Genomic DNA, 20,126 nt, shown 5'->3' with positions numbered 1-20,126 from the left:
GACACGTCCAGTCCCCCGGTACCCCGGCCACCGGCCTCACATGGCCAGCAGCATCGCCAACATCCCCGTCCCCATGGCCAGTCGGCAGGCCCGCGTCAGGTCCCCGGCCCCTCCCGCGGTCCCGCCGCCGCCCCCGTCCGCCGCCACGGCCACCGGCCGGGCCCCGCCCCCCGCCGTCAGCAGCCGCGCCCCCCCGAGCAGCACGTACCCGGCGTAGTACACGAGCAGCGCCCCCGTCACCGCCGGCAGCCCCGCCCGCCCGTGCCCCTGCCCGAGGGCCATCGCGAGTGCCATGTACGCCATCGCCAGCGAGCCGACCAGGTGGTGCGCGTGGTGCACCCCGCCGCGCAGCAGCCACAGCGCGTGCACCGTCGCCCCGCCGAAGACCGCCAGCAGGACCTGCGGACCCCACGGCCCGATGCCCGCGGGGACGGCCATCGCCGCCATCCCGAAGCCCATCACCACCTCGCCCACGGCCGCCCCGCGCGTACGCCGGTCCGCTCTGCGCGCCCGCAGCAGGCAGTACCCGCCGGTGGCGGCGCACAGCGCCACGAGCATCCAGGCGAGGGTGAGCGGCATCGCGGATCCGTGCACGGCGGAACCTCCCGGTTCGTCGGCGTCGCAGAAGGGATGCCCTGCTCGCGCCGCCCTCACGCCGGCCCGGGTTAGGCTCTGCGTGCCGTACCAGGCATGTCATATGCCGCCGCGATGAACGGAGCGCCCGATGTCGACCGCCCAGCCCGCCGCCACGAGTTTCCGCAGCGCCGTGGAGGCGGACGTACCGGAACTGGTGGCGCTCGTCGAGTCCGCCTACCGGGGCGACGCCAGCCGGGCCGGCTGGACGACGGAGGCGGACTTCCTGGACGGGCAGCGCACCGACCCCGAGGGCGTCGGCGCGATCATCGCGGACCCGGACGGCATCCTGCTGGTCGTCGAGCGCGCGGGCGAGCTCGTCGCCTGCTGCCAGCTCGAACACCGCGGGGACCACGCCTACTTCGGCATGTTCGCCGTGCGTCCCGGGCTCCAGGGCGCCGGTCTCGGCAAGGAGGTCCTGGCCGAGGCCGAGCGCCGGGCCCGCGAGGCCTGGGGCGCGAAGGAGATGCGGATGACCGTGGTGAACGTACGGGAGGAACTCATCGCCTACTACGTGCGCCGGGGCTACCGGCGCACGGGCGAGCTGAGCCCCTTCCCGTACGGTGACGAGCGCTTCGGCGTCCCGCTCCGCGACGACCTGGCCTTCGAGCTGCTCGTCAAGCCCCTCTGAGGTCCACGGGCCCGGCCGCGGCCGCTCAGGCGGTGAACCGGCCGGTGCTGCGGATCTCCGGGAAGTCGGTGGCGGCGCCGTCGAGTTGCAGGGCCCGCGCCAGCCGCAGCTGATCCAGGGTGTTGACCGTCCAGCCCGTCACCCGCAGCCCCGCCGCGTGCGCCGCCTCCACCGTTTCGAGGGTGAGCCGGCGGATGTCCAGGGCCACGGTGCGCGCGCCCGCCGCCAGGGCGAGGTCCACGAGGTCCTCGGCGGCCGCCCCGGGCCGCCTCGGGTGCAGGGTGGTCCGCACGCCGGGGGCGTGGCGGGCGACCGTCGCGAGCACGTCGCCGTCACCGGAGGCCACCTCCACCCGGGCGGCCAGGTCCCGGCGCACGATGAGCTCCGCGAGCGCCGTCGCGGCGGCCTGATCCTGTACCGACACCTGGAGCGGGAGCCGGACGGCCTCCAGGACCTCGTCCAGGACCGGCACCCGCTCGCCCTGGCCGGCGTCCAGTTCGCGCAGCTCGGCCAGGGTGAGGTCGGCGACGGCGCCCGCGCCGTTCGTGGTGCGGTCCACCTCGGCGTCGTGCAGCACCACGAGGGCGCCGTCCTTGCTGAGGCGGACGTCCAGCGCGATGACGTCCATCCCGCAGCGTTCGGCGCGGACGAACGACCGCAGGGTGTTCTCCGGCTCGACACCCATGACCCCGCGGTGACCGATGGTGAGGAAAGTCAAGGTTCTCTCGCTTCCGTCGAGGGCGGCTCCCCGCGCGGTCGCGGTGTCCCGACCGGCCGCGCGCGGTGAGGACGCATGCTAGTGCGCCCCGGTCGGGATGGGACCGGTCGTGCGGGGTCCCGCGGAAGCCCTCCGGCCGCTTCCCGCCAGGGGCGTGCGCCGCACGGCGGGCGGGGGCCGCCGTGTCGCGTCACCCCTGCGTGGGCGCGTCCCCGCCGGCTTGACGGGCGGCCGTCCGCGGGGCCCGCGCGCCGCCCGCGGGGGTTTCCCGGCCGGCCCCGGCGGCCCGGATCCCGGCCTCGCGCAGGTCCGTGAGCAGGGCGCCGGCCAGCTCCAGCTCGGCCAGGTGCTGCCGCTCGCTCCAGCGCAGCGCGAGGACCGGGAAGGCCCATTCCGGTACGTCCGCCGCGTGCGCCATCGCCTCGCGCACGGCGGCCAGCTCGCCCCGGGTCCGCTCGACGTGGTCCTCGACCATCGCGCGCAGCCGTTCGGGGTCGGCCAGGTGCCCCAGCCAGATGCGCAGCAGCAGCCCGTGCTTGAGGACCGGAGGCCCGGCGTCCGCTGTGTCGGAGGCCCAGCCGGAGAGGGCCTCGCGGCCCGCCGCCGTGATGCCGTAGCGCCGCTTCGCGCGGGCCTCCTCGGGCCCCGAGCGCACGGAGGCCGCGTACCCCAGGTCCTCAAGGCGGCGCAGTTCGGCGTAGATCTGGCTGATGGCGGGCGACCAGTAGAAGAAGCGGAGGGAGGAGTCCGCCCACTTCTTCAGCTCGTAACCCGTGCGTTCGCCGGGGAACGACAGGAGACCGAGTACCGCCCAGGCGGTCGGCGGGAGGTCTTGCTTCTTCGAGATCTGACTACTAGTCATATTTCTCATCGAAGCAAGACCGGGCACGGGACGCATTCCTGGAGGCATCGTGAAATTCTCCGTGATCTTCGAGGCTCAGCTGGCCGATCCCACCGTGGAACGGGAACACCAGGTCATCCGTGACTGCGTCGAGCAGGCGGTCCTCGCCGAACGCATGGGATTCGACCGGATCTGGGCCGTCGAGCACCACTCGCTGAAGTGGTTCGCTCACTTGAGCGCACCGGAGGTCTTCCTGAGTTTCGTCGCGGCCAGGACGAACACCATACGCATCGGCCATGGCGTCGTGTGCATGCCCTTCAACTTCAACCACCCGGTACGCGTGGCCGAGCGGGCCGCGATGCTCGACCTGCTGTCCGGCGGGCGGCTCGACCTGGGAGCGGGTCGCGGGGGCACGGAGCAGGAGACCTCGCTCTGCGGGGTGGACCGGGACCGCACCGCCGCCGAGGTGGAGGAGGCGCTGCGGATCATCGGGAAGGCCTGGCGGGAGGAGGAGCTGGAGCACCACGGCGAGCTGCTGGACATCGGCCCGCACCCGATCCTGCCGCGCCCGGCGCAGCGCCCCCATCCGCCACTCTTCCTGGCGTGCAGCCGGGGCGAGACCCTGGTGCAGGCCGCCGAGCTGGGCATCGGGGCCCTGGTGATGGGTTTCGCCGGTCCGGAGTCGATCGCGGGGATGCGGGCGGTGTACGACGCCGCCGTGGCGGGCCGCGACGGCAGCCGCTTCGTGTCCACGGCCGTCAACGACCACTTCTCGGTGCTCTGCCCCACGATCGTGCTCGACGACGCCGAGGAGGCCCGCCGGATCGGCGTCCGGGGGCAGCGGTTCTTCGCGCAGTCCATCGGGCACTGGTACGGCGGTGCGGGCGTCCCGGACGAGGCGGTGGTGGCGGGCGCCGACGAGGGGGCGGAGATGCGCCGGGCCGCCGAACAGGTGGTGGCCCGGCTGCACGAGCAGGACATCCCGGTGCGGCCGGCCTCGACGGCCACCTTCAACGCCGACCACGCCTACGGGAGCGCGGACGAGGCCATCGCGTACGTCGAACGGCTGCGCGCGGCGGGCGCGGACGAGGTGATGTGCCTGGTCCAGATGGGCACGGTGCCGCAGGAGGCCTGCCTGGAGACGCTGCGGCAGTGGGGAGAGAAGGTCATCCCGCACTTCCGTGCGGAGCGCGCCGCCGTCCGAGCCTGAGCGCCGGGCCGGACCGCGGGACGGGCACAGGAGCCTGACGGGCGGAGGGCCGGACGGGCGGAGCCGGACGGCCGGAGGGGCCCGGAACCGCCGTCCGGCCCCGCCCGGCGCGCGGCCGGCGTCCCGGTCGAGCGCCCGGCCCACCGATTCCTCATATTTTTCGCGCCCCGCCGGAGGGCGGCCCGATACTCCAACTACTAGGCGGAGTGGTTGATTCCACCGTGCGTTACCGGAAGACTTCCGGTGGAGCTGGGGGTCGCACAGGATAATTTCCCGAGTTGCCTCTTGAGCGGAAGAGCCTCGCATGCATACGCTGTCTTAACGCGAGGTTCTCCTGTGGAGGAAGTGACATGACGGAAACTCTTGTGCCGGGCTCCGGCGGTGCCGTGATAACCGCTGGCGCGCGGGTGGTAGACCACCCTGCGTGGCCCGCGCTCAAGGCCGCCGTGGAGGAGATCCGCCCCTGGCAGGCCAAGGACGGATCGATCGACTTCGACGCCGAGGGCGCCCCCGCCCGCGTCGACGTCGAGGCCGCCGTGGAGCGGGTGGCCAGTGCGGTGCAGGAGCTGTCGCCGCTGCTGCCGCACGCCACCGCCTACCACGCCGCGCTCGTCGCCGACCTGCGCAAGTGGGCCGCCGAGGGCTTCGGCGTCCCGGACTTCCTCGACTCCCTGCTGGCCTTCCACCCGGCGTCCCAGCGCGCCGACGGGCTGCAGCACCTCGTGGTCTTCCCTATGTACACGCAGAACGGCAACCCGGACCGCAACCTCGAGGCCGTCGTCCTGAAGATGGTGTGGCCCGACTGGCTCTCCGAGCTGGAGCGCACCCGGTACGACAACCCGCTCTTCCTCGGCATCACCTTCGAGGACTTCACCCCGGGCTACGACACCAACTCGGCGGTGCTCTTCCCCGAGACCATCGCCGTCCGCGAGGCCCCCGAGCGTTTCACCTGGGGCGGCATCTTCTGCGACCGCGAGGCGGCCCGCTACCGCAAGGTCACCGCGGCGGCCGTCGACATCCTCGGCATCGAGCTGCCCGAGGACATCGCCCGCATGGTCGAGGACCAGGAGCGCTGCGAGAAGGCCTTCGTCCTGTGGGACATGGTCCACGACCGCACCCACAGCCACGGCGACCTGCCGTTCGACCCCTTCATGATCAAGCAGCGCCAGCCGTTCTGGATGTACGGCCTGGAGGAGCTGCGCTGCGACCTCACCGCCTTCAAGGAGGCCGTGAAGCTGGAGTCCGAGGGCAACGAGCACGGCCGTGACGTGCAGTACGCCGTCCTCTTCGACCGGATGTTCCGCTTCCCCGTCTCCGGCGACCGCAACCGCAACTACGACGGTCTCGGCGGCCAGCTGCTCTTCGCGTACCTCCACAAGCACGACGTCGTGCGCTGGACGGACAACAAGCTGAAGATCGACTGGATGCGCGCCCCGCAGGTCACCAACCAGCTGTGCGCCGAGATCGAGGACCTCTACCGCGCGGGCATCGACCGCCCGAAGCTGGTCCACTGGTTCAAGGCGTACGAGCTCGTCTCCACCTACCTGGCCCCGCACCCGGGCTCCAAGTGGGCCAAGGGCCCCGACGCCCTGGACCTGACGCAGCCCCCGCGCAAGCTCGTCGACGACGTGCTTCCGGACGAGTTTCCCCTCAGCATGTTCTACGAGGCCCTCGCCAAGAAGCTCAAGGGTGTCATCGCCGCGACCAAGGGCATCACCCCGGCGAACGCGGACGACACCGAGCGGGCCGCCGCATGAGCGACCGCGCACAGGAGGCTGCAGGGATGAACGGCAACGGGAAGCTCCACGGAGCGGTGGTGGCGGTGGCCGGGGCCGGCGGCCCCGCCGGCCGCGCCGCGCTGATGCGCCTCGCCGAGGCGGGGGCCACCGTCGTGGCCTCGGACGCGGACGCGGGACGCCTGGCGGAGGCCGTCGACGCGGCCCGCTACGCCCACGGCGGCGCCACCGTCACCGGCGACACCGTCGACCTGCTCGACCTGGAGGCCACCAAGGCCTGGGCCGAACGCACCGAGAAGGAGTTCGGCCGTGTCGACGGCGTCGTCCACCTCGTGGGCGGCTGGCGCGGCAGCAAGACCTTCACCGATGTGGACCTCGCCGACTGGGGCTTCCTGGAGAAGCTCCTCATCCGCACCGTCCAGCACACCTCGCTCGCCTTCCACGACGCGCTGCTGCGCAGCGACCGCGGACGCTACGTGCTGATCAGCCAGTCCGGTGCGCACAAGCCGGTAGCCAACAACGCCGCCTACAACGCCGGCAAGGCGGCCGCCGAGGCCTGGACCCTGGCCATGGCTGACTCCTTCCGCAAGGCGGGGGGCGAGGAGGGGCCGCAGGCCGCCGCTGCGATCCTGGTGATCAAGGCACTGGTGCACGACGCGATGCGCGCCGAGCGTCCCAATGCGAAGTTCGCGGGCTTCACCGACGTCAAGGAGCTGGCCGAGGCCATCGCCGACGTGTGGGAGCGGCCCGCCCCCGAAGTGAACGGACAGCGTCTGTGGCTCACTCCACAACCGTGAAGACCGATGCCCGCCGCCACCACGATCCGGCGGTCCGCGGTTTCGCGAGCGACAACTACGCGGGGGTGCATCCGGAGATCCTGGAGGCCATCGCGCTCGCCAACGGCGGTCACCAGGTCGCCTACGGCGAGGACGAGTACACCGAGCACCTGCAGAGGGTGATCCGCAGCCACTTCGGTCCGTACGCGGAGGCCTTCCCGGTCTTCAACGGCACCGGTGCGAACGTCACCGCCCTCCAGGCGATGACGGACCGATGGGGCGCCGTGATCTGCGCCAAGACCGCCCATATCAACGTGGACGAGGGCGGCGCCCCGGAGCGGATGGCGGGCATCAAGCTGCTCGCCGTGGACACCCCGGACGGCAAGCTCACCCCCGAGCTGATCGACCAGGAGGCCTGGGGCTTCGACGACGAGCACCGGGCGATGCCCCAGGTCGTCTCGATCACCCAGAACACCGAGCTCGGCACGGTCTACACCCCGGACGAGATCAGGGCCATCTGCGAGCACGCCCACGGCCTCGGCATGAAGGTGCACCTCGACGGTGCCCGGATAGCCAACGCCGCGGCCTCGCTCGACGTGCCGATGCGCACCTTCACCAACGCGGTGGGCGTGGACGTGCTCTCGTACGGCGGCACCAAGAACGGCATGATGTTCGGCGAGGCCGTGGTCGTGGTGAACCCGGACGCCGTCCGGCAGATGAAGCACATCCGCAAGATGTCGATGCAGCTCGCCTCCAAGATGCGCTTCGTCTCGGTGCAGCTGGAGGCCCTGCTCGCGAAGGACCTCTGGCTGCGCAACGCCCGCCAGGCCAACGCGATGGCGCAGCGGCTCGCGGCGGGCGTCCGCGAGACCGACGGGGTGGAGATCCTCTACCCGGTCCAGGCCAACGCCGTCTTCGCGAAGCTGCCGCACGAGGTGTCGCGCCGGCTCCAGCAGCGGTACCGCTTCTACTTCTGGGACGAGGCCGCCGGTCACGTCCGCTGGATGTGCGGCTACGACACCCAGGAAGAGGACGTGGACGGCTTCCTCCAGGCCCTCAAGGAGGAGCTGGCCCGCTAGGGACCCGCTCCGCCGGGCCCTGGCCGGAGAAGTGAATAGCTATGCCACTGACCGTAAATCTATTGATCTACGGTCAGTGGCATGCCTATGCTCCCGCTCATGCAGCTGATCCAACAGAACCCAGACATCCGCGCCTATTTGGCCTCCGACGAGGCCATAGACCACTGGCACCCCCTGGTCCAGGACACCGCTGACGCCCTCTGGACCGCCACCGGTGACGCATATTCATACGCCAAGGTGGCCTACGAATTCGTCCGGGACACCATCCCGCACTCGGCGGACTCCGGGGACGCGCGCGTCTCCTGGCGCGCCTCCGACGTACTCGCCACCCGCAACGGCATCTGCTACGCCAAGGCCCACGCCCTCGCCGCCCTGCTGCGCGCCCAGGGCATCCCGGCCGCCCTGTGCTACCAGCTCCTCGGCGAGGAGGACGGATCCGGCCCCGTCGTCCACGGACTCGTCGCCGTCAGACTGCCCGGCTCCGAGACCTGGGCCCGCGTCGACCCGCGCGGCAACAAGCCCGGCGTCGACGCCCGGTTCAGCCTCGACCGGGAGCGGCTCGCCTTCCCCGTGCGGCCCGAGCTCGGCGAGATCGACCACCCCGAGCTGTACGCCGCCCCGCACCCCGCGACGCTCAAGGCCCTCCGGGAGTCCGCCGACCTGGCGCAGCTGTGGCGGAACCTGCCGACGGCCCTGTGACCCCCGGGGCGGGCACCGGTTCCCGGCCCGCCACCAGCGCGTGCAGCGCGGCAGCCACCAGCTGCAGTACGGCGATCCCGAGCAGCAGCGTCCACGGCGGCGCGGCGGCGACCAGCCCCACCAGGGCGGCGCCCGTCGAAGCCGCCGTCATCTTCAGCCCCGCCCCCAGCGTGAACACCTGCGGCCGCACCGCCGCGGGCGCGTGCTCCGAGCGGATCCGCAGCGTGGCCGTCAGCAGTGGCCCGTCGCAGAAGCCGGCCACCGCGAACGCCACCGCCGCCACCGCCACGGACGGCGTGAACGCGGCCACCGCCAGGGCCGCCCCCGTCCCCGCCAGGCCCCAGCGGGCCAGCCGGCCCGGCGGCACACCGGTCGTCCGGCCCAGCGTCAGCGAGCCAGCCAGCGCGCCCACCGCGAACGCCGTCATCAGCACCCCGCCGGCGCCCGGGCTGCCGAGCCCGGCCGCCAGCAGCACCGCGCTGGTGGTCAGAGCCCCGATGCCGACGAAGGCCAGGGTCGTCGCCGAGGTGATCGCCCTCAGCTTCCGGACCCGCCACAGGGCCGCCAGCCCCGCGCCCGCCCCGGCACGGGGCCCGCCCGGAGAGGCGGCCGCGTCCGGGTCCTCGTACGGCAGGGAGGCGGCCAGCGCCGCCGCCAGCGCCCCCGAGACCGCCAGCACCGCCATCGCCGGCCCGGCCGACGCCAGCGCCCCGACCACGCTGACCGCCGCCGGGGCCGTCACCGCCGCCGCGTTGTAGGTGGAGGCGTCCCAGCCGTACGCCCGGTCCCGCGCCGGGCCCGCCGGCAGCAGCCCCGCGACCAGGCTGGAGAGCCCGCCGGTCACCACCGGCCCACAGGCCCCGCCGAGCACCGCCACCACGAGCACCACCGGCACCGGAGCCCTCCCCAGCAGGGCCGCCAGCGCCGCCACCGCGACCGTGAAGCCCGCCAGCGCGCCCGCGTAGAACAGCCTCGGCCGCCGGGTCCGGGCCGCGGCGGTCCCCGCCAGTGGCGCGGCCAGCACGTGCGGCGCCAGCCAGGCGGTCAGCACGAACGCCCCGTGCGCGGCACTGCCGGTGCGCTCAAGCGCCAGCAGCACCACCGCCATGCCCATCCCCTCGGACGCGAAGCGCGCGGCCAGTGCCGCCGCCAGATACCGCCCGAACCCGCCCATCAGCGAACCCCCTCCGCGCCGGGTGACCTCGTCAAACGGACAGGACGCTACGCCGGCCGGACGCGGTACGGCCGGAAAGGGCCCGAGCCCGGGACGAGGTCAGTTCCCTTCGCGCTCCTTGACCTGCGCGGCCGTCGGGGCGGTACCACCGAGGTGCGCCGGGAGCCACCACGAGTCCTCGGCACCCTGCGGCTTGCCCGGGTAGGCGCTCTGCGCCGCGTCCAGCAGCTCCTGCACGCGCTCGCGCAGGCGGCGGGTGATGGCGCCCGCGTACTGGTCCGCCGGGGCCTCGATGGGCTCGCCGACGCGCATCGTCACCGGGATGTGGCTGCGCTTGAGGTTCTTCGCGCGGCCCTTGGTCCACAGCCGCTGCGTGCCCCACAGGGCCACCGGGATCAGCGGGACGCCCGCCTCCTGGGCCATGCGCGCCGCACCCGACTTGAAGCTCTTGAGGGTGAACGACTGGGAGATCGTCGCCTCCGGGAACACCCCGATGATCTCGCCCGAGCGCAGCGAGTCCAGCGCGTGCTGGTACGCGGTCTCACCCTGCTCGCGGTCCACCGGGATGTGCTTCATCGCGCGCATCAGCGGGCCCGAGACCTTGTGCCGGAACACCGACTCCTTGGCCATGAAGCGGACCAGACGCTTCTGCGGCCGCGCGGTCAGGCCGGCGAAGATGAAGTCGAGGTAGCCGATGTGGTTCGACACCAGGACCGCCCCGCCCTTGCGCGGGATGTTCTCGGTGCCCTTCATGTCGATCCGGATGTCCAGCGCACGGAAGAGGGTGTGCGCGGCACCGATCACCGGGGGGTATACGAGCTCAGCCATGCTGGGGGAGACCCCGCTTTCTGCCTGGGGAGGTGCTCCCGGCCGGAAGTTACGGCAGCGTAGGTACGCGGCCATGGGGATCGTGCCCCAAACGCGGCCCGCTGGCCAGCCCAGACGACCCCGCCGGGAGAGATTCTCGTCACGCGGGGAATGCCGCGCGCCGGACGGATGCTCGCACCAGGGTACGTAGATGCGGGACGGAGCGGACGGGAGCGGGTGTGCGGGTGCACGGAGACGAAGCGCGGCGACCGGGCGGTCAGCGTCCCCTCGGTGCGGCCGAGCTGGGCAGGCCACCGGGGGAGCGCGCCAGCCTGGTCCAGTTCTCCAGCGCCTTCTGCCAGCCCTGCCGGGCCACCCGGAGGATCCTCGCCGAAGTCGCCGAAATGGTGGACGGCGTCGCGCACATCGAAATCGACGCCGAGCGCAACCTCGAACTCGTGCGCGCCCTCGGCATCGAGAAGACCCCCACCGTCCTCGTCCTGGACGCCGCCGGGCGCATCGTCCGCCGCGCGGCCGGGATGCCGCGCAAGGCGGACGTGATCGCCGCCCTGGGGGCCGCGGTGTGACCGGGGCGCCGGTACGCGCGCCCGCACGCAGCGTGACGCGCCTGACATCTGCCCGCTGCGGCTTGACTGTGTACGCGTGAGATCGCCACGCTGGCGGCATGCGGTATGAACTCCTGCTTTACGGGCGGCTCCACGTGGACCTCGTCCGCCATGCGAGCGCGCGCTGTCGGGATCGCTGAAGGCCCCTCCGGCCCCCCGGCCCCCGATCCCCTCTCACGCGCCCGCGCCCCCGCGGCAGAAGGAAGCATTCCCATGACGGCCCCGACGGCCCCGCCCGCATCCCTCGGCTCCTTCGACCCCTTCGACGCCGGTCGTTCCGCCGAGGGCGGACAGGCGGCCGGTGCCCCCCTGCCCGGCTCTCCCGAGCTGCTCCGCTCGGTCTTCAGGCAGCACGCGGCGGGCGTCGCGGTGATCACCGCGGAGAGCGGGGGCCGGCCCGCCGGTTTCACCGCGACCTCGCTCAACTCGGTCTCCGCGGACCCGCCGCTGCTCTCGTTCACCATCGGAACCGGCGCCTCCAGCTGGCCCGCCGTGCGCGACAGCGCGTACCTCGGCGTCCACATACTCGGCGAACACCAGCGGGAGCTGGCCGGCCTCTTCGCGCGCAGCGGCGCCGACCGCTTCGGGCCCGGCACCGAGTGGGCCCCGGGCCCGCACGGAGTGCCGCTGCTCGGCGGGGTTCTGGCGTGGACGGTGTGCAAGGTGGTCGCGCGGGTGCCCGCGGGGGAGCACCGGGTGGTCATCGCGGAGGTGGTGGCGGGGGACCCGGCGGGGGAGGGGCGCCCCCTGCTGTACCACCAAGGGCGCTTCAACGCGTTGCGGGACTGAATCGTCCCTGCTGGGACGGGTTCGGGCGGCGTTGGACAGATCACAGTTCGGCGGCCTTGCAACCGGGGAAGACCCACTGTGTACTGACGAGTAACATTCCCTTCGGAGCGCGGGCCGCCCCGACCGGGATCCGCCCGACAAGGCGCCTATGCTGCCTGCACAAGGCGGTATCAGAAAAAGACGATGCGGTAGGAGAGCCGGCGTGAGCCTGAGGATCGTTGTCTGTGTGAAGTACGTGCCCGACGCCACCGGTGACCGGCACTTCGCCGATGACCTGACCGTCGACCGCGACGACGTCGACGGTCTGCTGTCGGAGCTCGACGAGTACGCCGTCGAGCAGGCGCTGCAGATCGCCGACGAGGCGGACGACGCCGAGATCACCGTTCTGACGGTGGGCCCCGAGGACGCCAAGGACGCGCTGCGCAAGGCGCTGTCGATGGGCGCCGACAAGGCCATCCACGTCGAGGACGACGACCTGCACGGCACCGACGTCATCGGTACCTCGCTGGTCCTCGCGAAGGCGATCGAGAAGGCCGGTTACGACCTGGTCATCACGGGTATGGCCTCGACCGACGGCACCATGGGTGTCCTCCCGGCGATCCTGGCCGAGCGCCTGGGCGTCCCGCAGGTCACCCTGCTCTCCGAGGTCAAGGTCGAGGACGGCACCGTCACGGGCCGCCGCGACGGCGACTCCGCGAGCGAGCAGCTGGAGGCCTCCCTCCCGGCCGTCGTGTCGGTGACGGACCAGTCGGGCGAGGCCCGCTACCCGTCCTTCAAGGGGATCATGGCCGCCAAGAAGAAGCCGGTGGAGTCCTGGGACCTGTCCGACCTGGACCTGGAGGCCGACGAGGTCGGCCTCGAGGGTGCCTACACCGCGGTCGACTCCGCGGCCCAGCGTCCGGCCCGCACCGCCGGAACGATCGTCAAGGACGAGGGCGAGGGCGGCAAGCAGCTGGCCGAGTTCCTGGCCGGCCAGAAGTTCATCTAAGAGCTTCGGCCACCCCTCTCAAGCCCCCAGACACTTCGCAACAGCAGGAGAGACAGTCCCATGGCTGAAGTTCTCGTCTACGTCGACCACGTGGACGGTGCCGTCCGCAAGCCCACCCTCGAGCTGCTGACGCTGGCCCGCCGCGTCGGCGAGCCCGTCGCCGTCGCCCTGGGCGCCGGTGCCGAGGCCACCGCCGCGGTGCTCGCCGAGCACGGTGCCGTCAAGGTCCTCACCGCCGACGCCCCCGAGTTCACCGAGTACCTCGTCGTCCCGAAGGTGGACGCGCTGGAGGCCGCGTACAAGGCCGTTTCCCCGGCCGCCGTGCTCGTCCCGTCCTCCGCCGAGGGCAAGGAGATCGCCGCGCGTCTCGCCGTGCGCATCGGCTCCGGCATCATCACCGACGCCATCGACCTGGAGGCCGGTGACAAGGGTCCGGTCGCGACGCAGGCCGCCTTCGCCGCGTCGTTCACCACCAAGTCCCGCGTGTCCAAGGGCACCCCGGTCATCACCGTCAAGCCGAACTCGGCCCCGGTCGAGGCCGCCCCGGCCGCCGGCGCCGTCGAGGCGCTCGCCGTCACCTTCGGCGCCCTGGCCACCGGCACCAAGGTCGTCTCCCGCACCCCGCGCGAGTCGACCGGCCGCCCGGAGCTGACCGAGGCCGCGATCGTGGTCTCCGGCGGCCGCGGCGTCAACGGCGCCGAGAACTTCGCGATCATCGAGGAGCTCGCGGACTCCCTCGGTGCCGCCGTCGGCGCCTCGCGCGCCGCCGTCGACGCCGGCTGGTACCCGCACTCCAACCAGGTCGGCCAGACCGGCAAGTCGGTCTCCCCGCAGCTGTACATCGCCTCCGGCATCTCCGGCGCGATCCAGCACCGGGCCGGCATGCAGACCTCGAAGACCATCGTGGCCATCAACAAGGACGCCGAGGCCCCGATCTTCGACCTGGTCGACTACGGCGTGGTCGGCGACCTCTTCGAGGTCGTCCCGCAGCTGACGGGCGAGATCAAGGCGCGCAAGGGCTGACCCCCGCGCCGGTCCTGACCTGCGCGTCTCGTGGCCTCCGGGGCCGTGTGGTGATTGTCACCGCACGGCCCCGAGTCGTTTGTCCCACGCGGCGGAGGGACCATTGACTGAGCGGAACCCCGTGGCTAAATTCTGCTATGCGGATCTAAGCTTCCGTGAAGCGGAAAAGAGGAGAGTGCACGATGGGTCAGCAGGAGAAGGTGGCGACGAGCCTCGCAGGCGCGGTCAGCGAGGGCATCAGCGCCTCCCTGGCGCCGGTGGACGCCGAACTCGCGCGTCACTACCCGGGCGACCCCGGCACCCGCCAGCCCATCCACACCGTCTACGTCCCCGGTGACGTCTTCGCCGCCGACACCATCCGCTCCTGGGGCGACCAGGCCCTCGCGGCCCTCGACGAGCACGCCCCGGACGCCGCCACCTTCGCCGAGGTACTCGGCATCTCCGACGAGCTGGCCGCACCCGTCTACGACCGCGTCCGCGCCAAGCTCGCCACCGAGCCCATCGAGGACCTCCGCGTCGACTTCGAGGACGGCTTCGGCGTCCGCTCCGACGAGGAGGAGGACCAGGCCGCGGCCCGCGCCGCCCGCCTCGTCTCGGAGGCCTTCTCCAACGGCACGAACGCCCCGTATATGGGCATCCGCATGAAGTGCATGGAGTCCAACGTCCGCGACCGGGGCATCCGCACCACCGACATCTTCCTCTCCGGCCTGCTGGAGCACGGCGGTCTGCCCGACGGCCTCGTCCTCACCCTGCCCAAGGTCACCTACGCCGAGCAGGTCAGCGCCTTCGTCAAGCTGCTGGAGGCCTTCGAGTCCAGCCGCGGCCTGCGCCCGGGCCGCATCGGCTTCGAGATCCAGATCGAGACCAGCCAGTCCATCCTGGCCTCCGACGGCACCGCCACCGTGGCCCGCATGATCGAGGCCTCCAAGGGCCGCGCCACCGGCCTGCACTACGGCACCTTCGACTACAGCGCCTGCGTCGGGGTCTCCGCCGCGTACCAGGCCAGCGACCACCCCGCCGCCGACCACGCGAAGGCGATCATGCAGGTCGCCGCCGCCGGCACCGGCGTACGCGTCTCCGACGGCTCGACGAACGTGCTGCCCATCGGCACCACCGCGAAGGTCCACGAGGGCTGGAAGCTGCACTACGGCCTCACCCGCCGCGCCCTGGCCCGCGCCTACTACCAGGGCTGGGACATGCACCCGGCGCACCTGCCGACCCGCTACGCGGCCGTCTTCACCTTCTACCGCGAGGGCCTGGAGGCCGCGGCCGCGCGCCTGAAGGCGTACGTCGCCAAGATCGAGGGCGACGTCATGGACGAGCCCGCCACCGCGAAGGCCTTGGCCGGCTACCTGGTCCGCGGCCTGGACTGCGGCGCGGTCGGCACCGACGAGGTCACCGCCCTCACCGGCCTGACCCGAGCCGAACTGGACGCCTTCGCCATCCCGCGCCGCTCGGCGACCCTGACGGCAACGGCCTGATTGACCCGACCCCGCCGACGGCCCGGCCCGGGATCACCGGGGCCGGGCCGTCGGTCCGTGCGGGGCCGGCAGGAGCCAGCGGCGGAGGGTGCCGTCGCCCCCGGCGGAGGCCAGCAGGCTCGCGTCGGAGGAGAAGGCGACACCCCGGACGGCGCCGGTGTGGCCGGTCAGAGGCAGGCTGGTGGCAGGCCGGCCCGTGGTGGTGTCCCAGAGCCGCACGGTGCCGTCCGCGCCGGCGCTGGCGAGCCGGTGCCCCTGCGGGGAGAACGCCAGGTCGTACACGGGGCCGACGTGCCCGGACAGAGGGTGGACGGGGGCGGAGGGGGCGCGTATGTCCCACAGCAGGACGCCTCCGTTGGCGTCGCCGGTCGCCAGAAGCTGCCCCTCCGGGGCGAAGGTCATGGCGCCGACGGTGCTCAAGTGGGCCGCCAGCTCGAGGTGCGGCGCTTCCGGGGCGGAGGCGTCCCACAGCACCACCCGCTCGCCCATGGCGGCGGCCACGAGGGTCCCGTCCGGAGTGGCGGCGAGGGCGAGCGCGTCCGAAACGCCGTCCGGGACGTATCCGGTCCCGCGGCCGTCAGCCGTGCTCTGCACGGACACCCGCCCCTCAGCACCGATCACGGCCATCTGACGGGTGGCGCCGCAGAACGCGAGGTGCTGCACCAGGGACACGGGGCGGCCCGGCGGCCCGCCGGGGGCCCACAGCTCGGCCGGCCGGCCATCGGCGGGGAAGTCCAGTCCCCACGGGAGCATGCCGGCCGGCGCGGGCAGACTCTCGGACAGCATGAGGCCCGACGCCGGATCCCAGGTGAGGATCCGGCCGTTATTGGCGCGGACCAGGAGACGGCTGCCGTCCGGGGAGAAGGCCAGCCTGCGCAGAGCGACTCCGTTCACGCTCGACAGCGGAGGCAGGGCCACGGCCTGCTGCTTGCGCAAGGCGGTGTCGAGGGCTCGTACCGCGAGCGGCCGAGAAGGCGAGGGCGCCGCGTGTGGTTCGTCGTGGTACACGACCAGAGCGTCGGCCTCGCCGCAGAGAGCGAGCATGCGGCCGTCGGGGGACATGGCCAGCCGGTCGAACGGGCCTTTGTGCTCCGCCAGGGGCGGGCCCAGAGGGGCTCCGGTCGAAGGCTCCCACAGCCGTACGGTGCCGTGGTCGCTCATGGTGGCCAGCAGGCGGCCGTCCAGGGAGAAGGCCATGGTGGCCCCGCGCCCGGCTGCTTCGGGCAGTTTGCGCACGAGGCTACCGGTCGCCGTGTCCCACAGCAGGGTTTCTCCGCCGCAGGTCGTGGCCAGCAGGGCGCCGTCGGGGGAGAACGCGGCCTCGACGGGTCCGTCGACGTCCTCGATGAGGGGGCCGCCGACACTCCCACCCGTCACGAGGTCCCACAGGCGCAGCGTCCGCGTGGTCCTGAGCGCGGCCAGGACACTGCCGTCGGGGCGGCAGAACGCCGCCTCGATCTCGCCGAACAGAGGTGGTCCGACAAGGTCTCCCGTCGCCGTGTCCCATCGGTGGACGATCTCGTCATCGGCCGTGACCAATGTCCGGCCGTCCGCGGCGAAGACGACCATGTCGACGGGGCCGTGGTGGCCGGGTAAGGGTGGTCCGGCCCGCTGGAGGGTCGCGGTTTCCCAGAGGGTCACCTCCCCCTCGCAATCCCCGACGGCCAGGAGGCGGCCGTTGGGGGAGAACGCCAGCGAAAAAGCGAGGGGCCTGTTCAGGAGCTCGCCTACGGCAACCCCCTGGACGGGATCCCACAGTTGAACCACTGGGTCGGTGTGGTCCTGCCCGGCCACGGCGAGGAGCCGGCCGTCGGGAGAGAAGGCCACGCACCAGTTGTTGTCCGCGCGCAGGGCGAGCACGTGGGCCAGGGTGAAGCCGGGGACGGGGACGGGGACGGGCGCGGGCGCGGGCACGGGCATGGGCACGTGCTCCTTCGCGACCGGCTCGTGCACCCGGGAGCGCCGGACCGGCCCCAGGGCGGCCAGGTCACGCCAGCGGCGACGCCAGGGCTCCAGCTCGGGGGAGTTGTGGGGCGGCACGGCTGCCCGCTCCTGGCCGAACTCGTCGTAGGAGTGCAGGATCCGGACCAGGCCCATCAGACTGTCCAGTTTCGGAAGGCGGTCCCCGCGGAACGCGTCGCTCTGGGTGGACACCGGAAGCCGGATCCCGGTCCGGGATTTCGCCGCACGCGCGGCGAGCTCGCGGTACGACCGATTGCCCCGGTCGAGCCGCAGCCGACGCAAGTCCGCCGCGAACGAATCCAGTTCTTCGCTGAATGCACGCACGCTGTCCATCACCGCACAGGTTAGGGCCGTCCCCCGCGCTCCGCCGGACAATCCCGAACAGTGCCGGTCAGGGACGGGATACGGCGCTGTCCGGAGGTGTCCGGGGGCGGTACGGGTTCGTCCGGTGGGAGCGGGGTGCGGGCAGGAACGGCGGTGGAATCACGGCATGACCACATCCCACGACACCGATCCGCCCCTCCTGACCCTGCACGCCGCCGTCGTGCTCCTCGGCGCCCTGTTCGCAGGCTCCGTCACGGGCGGGCTGAGTTACCTCGGCGGGGTGCCGGCTCCGCTCGCCGTCCTCGCCGGGCTCACCGCCGCCGGCGGGGCCGTGGCCGGGCTGCGGTCGCTCATCCGGTGACCGGCGGGATCTCGCCCGAGCCGCGGGGGATGAGGCGGGTGGGGAGTTCGATGCGGGCCGGGGGGAGGTTGCTGCCCGCCAGGCGCTGGAAGAGGCGGTCCGTGGCCACGCGGCCCAGGGCCGCCGGGTCCTGGGCGACGACCGTGACGCCCGGGCGCAGCAGGTCGGCGAGCTCGAAGTCGTCGAAGCCGACCAGCGCCACCGGCCGGGGAAGCGCCGCGAGGGCCCGTACGACGGTGACGGTGACCCGGTTGTTGCCCGCGAAGACGGCGGTGACCGGCTCCGGGCCCGCCAGCATCGCCGCGGCCGCCGCCGCCACCCGGTCCGGTGCGGTGGAGCCGAGGGAGACCCAGGCCCCGGCCACCGGCAGGCCCGCCCGCTCCATGGCCTCGTGGTAGCCGCGCAGGCGTTCCGTGGCGGTGTGGATGCGGGGGTGGTCGCCGATGAACCCGATTCGCCGGTGCCCGGCGGCGATCAGGTGCGCCACCCCGTCCCGGGCGCCGCCGAAGTTGTCCGACAGGACGACGTCGGCCTCGATCCGCCCCGCCGGGCGGTCCACGAACACGGTCGCCACCCCCGCCCGGATCTCGGGCTCCAGGTAGCGGTGGTCGTCCCCGGCCGGGATCACGATCAGCCCGTCCACCCGGCGTGCGCACAGCGCGAGCGCCAACTCCCGCTCGCGGTCCGGGTCCTCGGCGCTGGAGCCGTTGATGAGCAGGGCGCCGTGGGTGCGGGCCACCTCCTCCACGGCCCGGTTGAGCGGACCGTAGAAGGGGTCGGCCAGGTCCTCCAGAACCAGCCCGACGGTGGCGGTACGGCCCTTGCGGAGCACCCGCGCGCTGTCGTTGCGCCGGAATCCGAGCTCCTCGATGGCCTCCTGCACCCGGCGCTCGGTGTCGGGGGTCACCCCCGGCTCGCCGTTGACGACCCGTGAGACCGTCTTGAGGCCGACGCCCGCCCTGGCCGCCACGTCCTTCATGGTCGGCCGGTTGCCGTAGCGGGGCTCGGACGGGGGGCGGGTCTGCGGCACGGTGGGGAAACCTCCGGAGGTGGCGGTGGTGCGGAAGGGCTTTGACCTCGGCTGTGATCTCGGCTCCGCCCCCGAGGATAAGCACTCGGCCGGCGGGTGGGTTTCCGTGGCAGGGTGGGGCGGGCAGGCACCGGGGGGTTCGGAGGCGAGCCATAGGGAGAGGGGTAGACGTGATTGTCTGGATCAACGGCACTTTCGGTGCCGGGAAGACCAGCACGGCCCGCGAACTGGCCGGACTCCTGCCGGACAGCAGCCTGTACGACCCGGAGCTCACCGGTGACGCGCTGCGGCGGCTCCTGCCGGCCAAACGCCTCGCGGAGGTCGACGACTACCAGGACCTGCCGAGCTGGCGGCGGCTCGTCGTGGACACGGCGGCGGCGATGCTGGCGGAGCTCGGAGGGACCCTGGTCGTGCCGATGACGCTGCTGCGGCAGGAGTACCGCGACGAGATCTTCGGCGGTCTCGCGGCGCGCCGGATCGCGGTGCGGCACGTCCTGCTCGTCCCGGAGGAAACGATCCTGCGTGAGCGCATCGCCACCCGCCAGGAGCCGGGGGCGCCGCAGGAGGTGGACGTACGGGTCCGCCAGTGGGCGTACGACCACATCCCGGCGTACCGGCAGGCGCTGGGGTGGCTGGCGGCCGACGCGCACCTCATCGACAACGGGCACCTGACGGTCCGGGAGACGGCGCAGCGGATCGCCGACGCCGTACGCACCGACACGGCGGCCGTCTGCGACATCGTGCAGACCCCGGAGCCGACGCGGGAGACGGTGGCGGCGGGGGTGCTGCTCTTCGACGACCGGGACCGGGTCCTCCTGGTGGATCCGACGTACAAGCCGGGCTGGGAGTTCCCGGGCGGGGTGGTCGAGGCGGGCGAGGCCCCGGCGCGGGCGGGCGTACGGGAGGTCGCGGAGGAGCTGGGCCTGGCGCTGGAGCGGGTCCCGGGACTGCTGGTGGTCGACTGGGAGCCGCCCCGCTCCCCGGCGTACGGGGGCCTGCGGCTGCTGTTCGACGGCGGGCGGCTGCCGGAGGCGCAGACCGCCCGGCTGCGGCTGCCCGGACCGGAACTGCGGGCCTGGCGCTTCGTCACGGAAGAGGAGGCCGCCGCACTCCTGCCGCCGCAGCGCTACGAACGGCTGCGCTGGGCCCTGCGCGCCCGCGAGCGCGGCCACCCGCTCTACCTGGAGTCGGGCCGCCCCACCCCGTGACACCGGCGGCGCGGCGCCGGCCCGGTCATG

Annotated in this window: 20 protein-coding genes; 13 read left to right on the top strand and 7 right to left on the bottom strand. The window is 72.9% G+C overall.

All coding sequences use genetic code 11. From position 1 onward, the window contains the following. Positions 1 to 36: 36 nt before the first annotated feature. Positions 37 to 594 (bottom strand): DUF5134 domain-containing protein, encoded by a 558-nt coding sequence (locus ACFY7H_RS11955; RefSeq protein ID WP_388936827.1) that lies wholly within the window; start codon positions 592 to 594, stop codon positions 37 to 39. Between the two features lie 130 nt (positions 595 to 724). Here ACFY7H_RS11955 and ACFY7H_RS11950 point away from each other — a divergent pair, with 130 nt between their 5' ends. Continuing rightward, positions 725 to 1,264: a GNAT family N-acetyltransferase gene (locus ACFY7H_RS11950; RefSeq protein ID WP_388936823.1), complete on the top strand. Its 540-nt coding sequence runs from the start codon at positions 725 to 727 to the stop codon at positions 1,262 to 1,264. A 25-nt stretch (positions 1,265 to 1,289) separates the two neighbouring features. Here the strand turns inward: ACFY7H_RS11950 and ACFY7H_RS11945 are convergent, their stop codons facing one another. After that, entirely contained in the window at positions 1,290 to 1,982 is a 693-nt protein-coding gene (locus ACFY7H_RS11945) for a glycerophosphodiester phosphodiesterase (RefSeq protein ID WP_388936819.1), read from the bottom strand. Positions 1,983 to 2,172: 190 nt separating this feature from the next. Then, entirely contained in the window at positions 2,173 to 2,844 is a 672-nt protein-coding gene (locus tag ACFY7H_RS11940) for a helix-turn-helix transcriptional regulator (RefSeq protein WP_388936816.1), read from the bottom strand. A gap of 49 nt (positions 2,845 to 2,893) precedes the next feature. On the opposite strand from ACFY7H_RS11940, the gene ACFY7H_RS11935 reads away from it, so the two are divergent. The 5 genes from ACFY7H_RS11935 to ACFY7H_RS11915 all read left to right on the top strand — a co-directional run bounded on the left by ACFY7H_RS11935 (position 2,894) and on the right by ACFY7H_RS11915 (position 8,323). Then, complete coding sequence (locus ACFY7H_RS11935) at positions 2,894 to 4,033, top strand: LLM class flavin-dependent oxidoreductase (RefSeq protein WP_388936813.1); 1,140 nt, start codon at positions 2,894 to 2,896, stop codon at positions 4,031 to 4,033. Positions 4,034 to 4,383: 350 nt separating this feature from the next. Continuing rightward, on the top strand, positions 4,384 to 5,790 hold the full coding sequence (locus tag ACFY7H_RS11930; RefSeq protein WP_388936810.1) for a DUF6421 family protein: 1,407 nt from the start codon (positions 4,384 to 4,386) through the stop codon (positions 5,788 to 5,790). Beyond that, positions 5,787 to 6,566 (top strand): SDR family NAD(P)-dependent oxidoreductase, encoded by a 780-nt coding sequence (locus tag ACFY7H_RS11925; protein ID WP_388936807.1) that lies wholly within the window; start codon positions 5,787 to 5,789, stop codon positions 6,564 to 6,566. Before ACFY7H_RS11930 ends, ACFY7H_RS11925 begins: the two co-directional genes overlap by 4 nt. Beyond that, positions 6,563 to 7,624 carry a threonine aldolase family protein gene (locus ACFY7H_RS11920; protein WP_388936805.1) on the top strand — a complete coding sequence of 354 codons (1,062 nt, stop codon included), beginning with the start codon at positions 6,563 to 6,565 and terminating at the stop codon, positions 7,622 to 7,624. The genes ACFY7H_RS11925 and ACFY7H_RS11920 overlap by 4 nt, the downstream gene beginning before the upstream one ends. Positions 7,625 to 7,723: 99 nt before the next feature. After that, on the top strand, positions 7,724 to 8,323 hold the full coding sequence (locus tag ACFY7H_RS11915; RefSeq protein ID WP_388936802.1) for a transglutaminase domain-containing protein: 600 nt from the start codon (positions 7,724 to 7,726) through the stop codon (positions 8,321 to 8,323). Here the strand turns inward: ACFY7H_RS11915 and ACFY7H_RS11910 are convergent. Together ACFY7H_RS11910 and ACFY7H_RS11905 are read right to left on the bottom strand one after the other, a co-directional pair. Further along, positions 8,259 to 9,497 carry an MFS transporter gene (locus ACFY7H_RS11910; RefSeq protein ID WP_388936799.1) on the bottom strand — a complete coding sequence of 413 codons (1,239 nt, stop codon included), beginning with the start codon at positions 9,495 to 9,497 and terminating at the stop codon, positions 8,259 to 8,261. The genes ACFY7H_RS11915 and ACFY7H_RS11910 overlap by 65 nt on opposite strands. Positions 9,498 to 9,596: 99 nt before the next feature. Further along, positions 9,597 to 10,325 carry a lysophospholipid acyltransferase family protein gene (locus ACFY7H_RS11905; RefSeq protein WP_388936796.1) on the bottom strand — a complete coding sequence of 243 codons (729 nt, stop codon included), beginning with the start codon at positions 10,323 to 10,325 and terminating at the stop codon, positions 9,597 to 9,599. Positions 10,326 to 10,549: 224 nt separating this feature from the next. Here ACFY7H_RS11905 and ACFY7H_RS11900 point away from each other — a divergent pair, with 224 nt between their 5' ends. From ACFY7H_RS11900 to ACFY7H_RS11880, 5 genes are all read left to right on the top strand, one after another. Beyond that, complete coding sequence (locus ACFY7H_RS11900; protein WP_388936794.1) at positions 10,550 to 10,891, top strand: thioredoxin family protein; 342 nt, start codon at positions 10,550 to 10,552, stop codon at positions 10,889 to 10,891. A gap of 252 nt (positions 10,892 to 11,143) precedes the next feature. Continuing rightward, positions 11,144 to 11,719, top strand: coding sequence for a flavin reductase family protein (locus ACFY7H_RS11895; protein WP_388936791.1), 576 nt, complete (start codon positions 11,144 to 11,146; stop codon positions 11,717 to 11,719). 202 nt (positions 11,720 to 11,921) lie between these two features. Continuing rightward, positions 11,922 to 12,707: an electron transfer flavoprotein subunit beta/FixA family protein gene (locus ACFY7H_RS11890; RefSeq protein ID WP_388936789.1), complete on the top strand. Its 786-nt coding sequence runs from the start codon at positions 11,922 to 11,924 to the stop codon at positions 12,705 to 12,707. Between the two features lie 60 nt (positions 12,708 to 12,767). Beyond that, positions 12,768 to 13,730 (top strand): electron transfer flavoprotein subunit alpha/FixB family protein, encoded by a 963-nt coding sequence (locus ACFY7H_RS11885; protein WP_388936787.1) that lies wholly within the window; start codon positions 12,768 to 12,770, stop codon positions 13,728 to 13,730. A 182-nt stretch (positions 13,731 to 13,912) separates the two neighbouring features. Continuing rightward, positions 13,913 to 15,211, top strand: a complete 1,299-nt coding sequence (locus ACFY7H_RS11880; protein WP_388936784.1) for a DUF6986 family protein — start codon at positions 13,913 to 13,915, stop codon at positions 15,209 to 15,211. Between the two features lie 33 nt (positions 15,212 to 15,244). Here ACFY7H_RS11880 and ACFY7H_RS11875 read toward each other — a convergent pair whose 3' ends face one another. After that, complete coding sequence (locus tag ACFY7H_RS11875; protein ID WP_388936781.1) at positions 15,245 to 17,506, bottom strand: WD40 repeat domain-containing protein; 2,262 nt, start codon at positions 17,504 to 17,506, stop codon at positions 15,245 to 15,247. A gap of 157 nt (positions 17,507 to 17,663) precedes the next feature. On the opposite strand from ACFY7H_RS11875, the gene ACFY7H_RS11870 reads away from it, so the two are divergent. Beyond that, a complete protein-coding gene (locus tag ACFY7H_RS11870; protein ID WP_388936779.1) occupies positions 17,664 to 17,858 on the top strand; it encodes a hypothetical protein in 195 nt (64 codons plus the stop codon). Here ACFY7H_RS11870 and ACFY7H_RS11865 read toward each other — a convergent pair. Next, positions 17,848 to 18,837: a LacI family DNA-binding transcriptional regulator gene (locus ACFY7H_RS11865; protein WP_388937489.1), complete on the bottom strand. Its 990-nt coding sequence runs from the start codon at positions 18,835 to 18,837 to the stop codon at positions 17,848 to 17,850. The genes ACFY7H_RS11870 and ACFY7H_RS11865 overlap by 11 nt on opposite strands. A 221-nt stretch (positions 18,838 to 19,058) precedes the next feature. Between ACFY7H_RS11865 and ACFY7H_RS11860 the strand changes: the two genes are divergently transcribed. Further along, positions 19,059 to 20,096: an NUDIX domain-containing protein gene (locus tag ACFY7H_RS11860; protein ID WP_388936777.1), complete on the top strand. Its 1,038-nt coding sequence runs from the start codon at positions 19,059 to 19,061 to the stop codon at positions 20,094 to 20,096. Positions 20,097 to 20,126: the final 30 nt, after the last annotated feature.

This window comes from Streptomyces sp. NPDC012794 (assembly GCF_042901085.1).
Taxonomy (GTDB): domain Bacteria; phylum Actinomycetota; class Actinomycetes; order Streptomycetales; family Streptomycetaceae; genus Streptomyces.
Note: the sequence above shows the minus strand (reverse complement) of the source record. Positions and strands in the feature narration are given on the sequence as shown.

Coding starts and splice junctions, on each gene's coding strand:
- ACFY7H_RS11950 (WP_388936823.1), top strand. CDS start 725: ATGTCGACCGCCCAGCCCGCCGCCACGAGTTTCCGCAGCGCCGTGGAG.
- ACFY7H_RS11940 (WP_388936816.1), bottom strand. CDS start 2,844: ATGACTAGTAGTCAGATCTCGAAGAAGCAAGACCTCCCGCCGACCGCC.
- ACFY7H_RS11930 (WP_388936810.1), top strand. CDS start 4,384: ATGACGGAAACTCTTGTGCCGGGCTCCGGCGGTGCCGTGATAACCGCT.
- ACFY7H_RS11925 (WP_388936807.1), top strand. CDS start 5,787: ATGAGCGACCGCGCACAGGAGGCTGCAGGGATGAACGGCAACGGGAAG.
- ACFY7H_RS11915 (WP_388936802.1), top strand. CDS start 7,724: ATGCAGCTGATCCAACAGAACCCAGACATCCGCGCCTATTTGGCCTCC.
- ACFY7H_RS11910 (WP_388936799.1), bottom strand. CDS start 9,497: ATGGGCGGGTTCGGGCGGTATCTGGCGGCGGCACTGGCCGCGCGCTTC.
- ACFY7H_RS11905 (WP_388936796.1), bottom strand. CDS start 10,325: ATGGCTGAGCTCGTATACCCCCCGGTGATCGGTGCCGCGCACACCCTC.
- ACFY7H_RS11895 (WP_388936791.1), top strand. CDS start 11,144: ATGACGGCCCCGACGGCCCCGCCCGCATCCCTCGGCTCCTTCGACCCC.
- ACFY7H_RS11885 (WP_388936787.1), top strand. CDS start 12,768: ATGGCTGAAGTTCTCGTCTACGTCGACCACGTGGACGGTGCCGTCCGC.
- ACFY7H_RS11880 (WP_388936784.1), top strand. CDS start 13,913: ATGGGTCAGCAGGAGAAGGTGGCGACGAGCCTCGCAGGCGCGGTCAGC.
- ACFY7H_RS11875 (WP_388936781.1), bottom strand. CDS start 17,506: ATGGACAGCGTGCGTGCATTCAGCGAAGAACTGGATTCGTTCGCGGCG.
- ACFY7H_RS11870 (WP_388936779.1), top strand. CDS start 17,664: ATGACCACATCCCACGACACCGATCCGCCCCTCCTGACCCTGCACGCC.
- ACFY7H_RS11865 (WP_388937489.1), bottom strand. CDS start 18,837: ATGAAGGACGTGGCGGCCAGGGCGGGCGTCGGCCTCAAGACGGTCTCA.